Source organism: Nocardia sp. NPDC004722, from assembly GCF_053601505.1.
Genome location: NZ_JBSGBY010000672.1, coordinates 1 through 4,371, shown reverse-complemented (window position 1 = coordinate 4,371; position 4,371 = coordinate 1). Strand labels below are relative to the sequence as shown.

5 protein-coding genes are annotated in these 4,371 nt (G+C 68.4%); 3 read left to right on the top strand and 2 right to left on the bottom strand.

What is annotated here, in order from left to right:
- Window positions 1-102 precede the first annotated feature (102 nt).
- The 3 genes from ACWELQ_RS39450 (at window position 103) to ACWELQ_RS39440 (ending at window position 2,054) form a co-directional block, all read left to right on the top strand.
- A complete protein-coding gene (locus ACWELQ_RS39450; RefSeq protein ID WP_452402111.1) occupies window positions 103-555 on the top strand; it encodes a VOC family protein in 453 nt (150 codons plus the stop codon).
- Between the two features lie 180 nt (window positions 556-735).
- On the top strand, window positions 736-1,578 hold the full coding sequence (locus tag ACWELQ_RS39445) for a pyridoxamine 5'-phosphate oxidase family protein (protein WP_452402112.1): 843 nt from the start codon (window positions 736-738) through the stop codon (window positions 1,576-1,578).
- A gap of 20 nt (window positions 1,579-1,598) precedes the next feature.
- Window positions 1,599-2,054 carry a nuclear transport factor 2 family protein gene (locus ACWELQ_RS39440; RefSeq protein ID WP_452402110.1) on the top strand — a complete coding sequence of 152 codons (456 nt, stop codon included), beginning with the start codon at window positions 1,599-1,601 and terminating at the stop codon, window positions 2,052-2,054.
- A gap of 8 nt (window positions 2,055-2,062) precedes the next feature.
- On the opposite strand, the gene ACWELQ_RS39435 is transcribed toward ACWELQ_RS39440, so the two are convergent.
- Together ACWELQ_RS39435 and ACWELQ_RS39430 are read right to left on the bottom strand one after the other, a co-directional pair.
- Window positions 2,063-2,992: a hypothetical protein gene (locus ACWELQ_RS39435; protein WP_452402109.1), complete on the bottom strand. Its 930-nt coding sequence runs from the start codon at window positions 2,990-2,992 to the stop codon at window positions 2,063-2,065.
- A 177-nt stretch (window positions 2,993-3,169) separates the two neighbouring features.
- Window positions 3,170-4,371 (bottom strand): MFS transporter (locus tag ACWELQ_RS39430; RefSeq protein WP_452402108.1); only part of this gene is annotated, 1,202 nt, incomplete at its 5' end.

The following is a 4,371-nucleotide window of genomic DNA, read 5'->3' as shown; positions in this document are numbered from 1 at the left end:
ACCACTCAAACCGACTATAGGGGTTGACCCGGAGTGGGCTTCGTCGTTAAATTCTAACTAGCAAAACAACGTATGATGGTTAGATCATCCGAAGGGGTTCTCATGACCGCACCTGTTCTCGCCACCGGGCACATCGGCCTCAATGTCACCGACATCGACCGGTCGGTCGCCTTCTACCGGCAGGCCCTCGGCTTCGAACAGCTCGGCGCGGGCGGCGAGGACGCGCGCCGCTTCGCCTTCCTCGGCCGCTCCGGCCAACTCCAGCTCACCCTCTGGCAGCAGAGCGACGGCGAGTTCTCCCCGAAAACCCCCGGCCTGCACCACCTCTCCTTCCAGGTCGAGAGCATCGATCAGGTCCGCGAGATCGAATCGGTCCTGAAGGAACTGGAGGTGACCTTCGCCCAGGACGGCGTCGTCGCCCACCGCGAGGGCGCGAGCTCCGGCGGCGTCTTCTTCCTCGACCCCGACGGCATCCGCCTCGAAGTCTTCGCCCCCACCGGCGCGGACGACGCCCCCGCCCCCAGCGGTGCCGCCCCCACGTGCGGCTTCTTCTGACCCGAAACATCCCAACAGACATCGGAATTCGAGGGAAGGGCCGCCACCGCGGTGGCCCGACGGGAGCGCCACATGAACGCACCATCGACACACGATTCGCGGCCGCTCGGTGCGAGGGCGGCCGGCGGTACCGGGTCGGGCGGCGTCTTTCACCACGGGGAGTTGGCAGTGCAGCGGCGGATGGGACAGGCCGATATCGCCGCGCGGGTCGGTCGCATGATTCGTTCCGATATCCCCGCTGCGGCAATGGAATTCCTGGCCGAACAGCCGATGATCGTGGTCGCCGCCGCCGATGATGCCGGACGTATCTGGGCGAGCCAATTGGTCGGTCCGCCGGGGTTCGTGCACGCGTCCGGCGATCGGTCCATCGAGGTCGACGCGTTGCCGGTCGCGGGGGATCCACTCGCGGAATCGCTGCACGGCACCCGTCAGGTCGGCATGATCGCCTTGCAGCCGCAGCTCCGGCGTCGGATGCGGGTCAACGGCACGATCACGGCCGCCGGGCGGGGCCTGCGCATCGATACCGAGCAGGTGTACTCGAACTGTCCGAAATACATCTCACGCCGTGGTGTCGAGGAATGGGTGACGGCGGGTGAGCCGACCGTCAGGAGTGCCGCCGAACTGGATGCCGCTCAGCAGCAGCTCATTTCCCGCACCGACGCGTTCTTCGTCGCCTCCGCCGACCTCGAAGGCCGCGCCGACGCCTCCCATCGCGGCGGCAATCCCGGCTTCCTGCAAGTACTTTCACCGACCCGGCTGCGCTGGCCGGACTATCGCGGCAACTCCATGTTCATGACTCTCGGCAATATCGCGGCCGACCCGCGCTGCGGGCTGCTGATCCCGGACTGGCGCTCGGGCGTCACCCTCCAGCTCACCGGGACCGCCGAAATAACCTGGGACGAAACCACGTTCGCTACCGGAGCGCAATGCTCCATCGACTTCACCCTCACCGAAGTCGTCGAGATCTCGGACGCCACGCCACTGCGCTGGAGCGAACCAGAGCTCTCTCCCGTCAACCCCTGAGCACCGAAAGGTTCCCCGCTATGCGTCCACCCCTGCCGCCCTTCGTCGATATGGAAGCCGCCCAGGCGAAGGTCCGCGCCGCCGAAAACGCCTGGAACACCCGCGATCCCGAAACCGTCGCCCAGGCGTACACCGAGGATTGCGTGTGGCGTAACCGCGACGAGTTCATCACCGGCCACGCCGAGATCATCGACTTCCTGAAGCGCAAGTGGGCGACGGAGAACGGCTACGCCCTGCGCAAGGAACTCTGGGGCTTCCGCAACAACCGCATGGCCGTCCGCTTCCAATACGAGTGGCACGACGACCACGGCCAGTGGTACCGCAGCTACGGCAACGAGCTCTGGGAATTCGCCCCCGACGGCCGCATGTCCCGCCGCGAAGCCAGCATCAACGACATCCCCATCCCCGAAGACCAACGCCGCATCTTCGGCCCTCGCACCCCCGAAGAATCCGACGCCCCCCTGCCCCTGCAATAGCAACATGGTCAGACGGTGGAGCCGCGCCAGGCCAGGTGCAGTTGGCCGGTGCCGCGGGGTGGGCGGAAGGCGCACAGGGCGGGGCTGAAGTGGCATTCGAAAGCGGCTGCGCGGGTGGGGGATTGCCACGTGCTCTCGCCGTCGAAGGTGGAGTGCCAGAGTTCGTCGCCGCTGGCGGATTTCCAGGCCAAATGCAGCAGACCCGCGTCGGCGGCCAAGGCGGGGGCGTGGTCGGAGTACGCGTCGACGGGGTTCGTCCGCGCGGTCCAGGTGACGGCATTGCCGGAGCTCCACAAGCGGATCCACTTGTCATCGTCGAGCGGGGCATGCGTGCCGCGGTTGGCGAGGTAGAGGGTATCGCCGAGGACGGCGACCGCGGGGGAGTCGGCGGAGGCGATGCCGGGCAGGATCGTCGGGGCGGTCCAGCCGTCGTCGGTGCGTATCGACAGGTAGATGCTCTGATTCGAGGTCAGCGGGGTGTCGGGGCCGCGCCAGAACAGGTGTGGCACACCGTGGAAGGAGATCAGCGCGGGGGCGCAGGCCGTCTCCGCGCCGCCGAGCATCTGCTGGGGTCCCCACTTGTGTCCGTCGCTGGAGGTCGACCACCAGACGTTCTGGTCGCGGTCCGCGCCCTTCCATGCCAGATACAGCGTCTGGTCGCCGATTCCGGCGGCGGTGAGCGTCGGGTGCTCGGAGGTGGCGACATTCGGGATGTTCCACGGGACCGACCAGCTCTGGCCGTCGGGCGTGCTCGACAGCCAGATCGAATCGCTGCTGTCTTCGGCGCGCCAGGCCAGGTGCAGGTTCTCCTGGAACACCGCCAGCGCCGGGCCGCGCGGGGAGGTGGCGTCGGGAACCGTTGCCTGCGAAGTCCATTGGCCGCCCTCGGGTGCGGCGGAGGTCCACAGGCGGGTGTCGGGGCGGGGTAGTGCGGACATGGGAATTCACCGTGGCTTTCTGCAGGAGAACGGTGGGATCACGAGGGGGCGAACCACACTGTGCGCCGGTGGCCCGAGTGTAGTTCGCCCGACCTGGTGATCATTCGAAAACGCTTCTTGCAGAACGGAATTCACTTGTCCCCGGACTTGCCGGTCGGTCCGGGATGGCACGCTGCGTCAGCCGACCGGCACGGGTTCCGCGGTGGTGGGGGCGGGGATGCGCTCGTGGGCGCGGAACAGTGCGAAAACCAGCACGCCGCAGACGATTCCGACCGCACCGGCCACCGCGACCGCGGAATTCAGACCGGTCACGAAGTGCGACAGCGTCGGACGGCCGTCACCGGCGGCGCTGCGGAACACCGTGCCCAGCACCGCGACACCGAGCGCGAGCCCCAGTTGCCGCGCGGTGTTCACCGCACCTGCCGCGGTGCCGCTCTGCTGCGGCGGCACCGCCGCCATGCCGACCGCCACCAGCGGCGGTGCCATCACGCCGACGCCCGCGCCGATCACGAGCAGGCCCGGAATCGAAGCGGTCCAGGAGGATCCGGCATCGATGAGGGTCAACAGCCCGCTGCCGATCCCGATGACCACCAGGCCGCCGCCGATCGACCAGCGCGGGGACAGATCGTGCAGTTGTCGGCCGAACACGCCCGACACCAGGAAGGCGCTCACCGACATGGGCAGCAGCGACAGTCCGGCGCGCAGCGGCGTCAGATGCAGTTGCTGTTGCAGCCACAGCGAGATCAGCGGGCTGGCCGCGAAGGCCGCGAAACTCATGCCCAGCGCGGCGATCAGGGTGGCGACCAGGCCCGTGTGCCGCAGTAGCGGCAACGGCAGCATCGGTGCGGCGCTGCGGGATTCGATGACCAGGAACGAAATCAACGCCGCCGCACCGAGGATCAGCGTGGCCACGGTGCGCGCATCGGTCCAGCCGTGCTCGCCGCCGCGGATGATGCCGTAGACGACCGCGGTCGCGGCCAGCGCGAAGCTCGCCATGCCGGGCAGGTCGATCCGGCGGTCGGCGCGACGCGGGGACGGGCCGAAGGCGATGACCGTCAATGGAATCGTGATCGCGGCGATGGGCAGGTTGACGAAGAAGATCCACCGCCACGACAGCAGATCGGTGAGCACGCCGCCGAGCACCACGCCGATTCCGGCGGACGCGCCCGCCACCGCACCCCACGCACCGAACGCGACACCGCGATCACGGCCGGTGTAGGTGGCGTGCAGCAGTGACAGGGTGGTGGCGAGCATGGCCGCGCCGCCGATGCCCTGGGCGGCGCGGGCCGCCACCAGCACCTCCGAGGATTGCGCGACGCCGCAGCTGGGGCGATGGTGTACCTCCGCTCTCGGAGTGGTGCGGCGGAAGGTCAGTGCCT

Coding starts and splice junctions, on each gene's coding strand:
- ACWELQ_RS39450 (WP_452402111.1), top strand. CDS start 103: ATGACCGCACCTGTTCTCGCCACCGGGCACATCGGCCTCAATGTCACC.
- ACWELQ_RS39445 (WP_452402112.1), top strand. CDS start 736: ATGGGACAGGCCGATATCGCCGCGCGGGTCGGTCGCATGATTCGTTCC.
- ACWELQ_RS39440 (WP_452402110.1), top strand. CDS start 1,599: ATGCGTCCACCCCTGCCGCCCTTCGTCGATATGGAAGCCGCCCAGGCG.
- ACWELQ_RS39435 (WP_452402109.1), bottom strand. CDS start 2,992: ATGTCCGCACTACCCCGCCCCGACACCCGCCTGTGGACCTCCGCCGCA.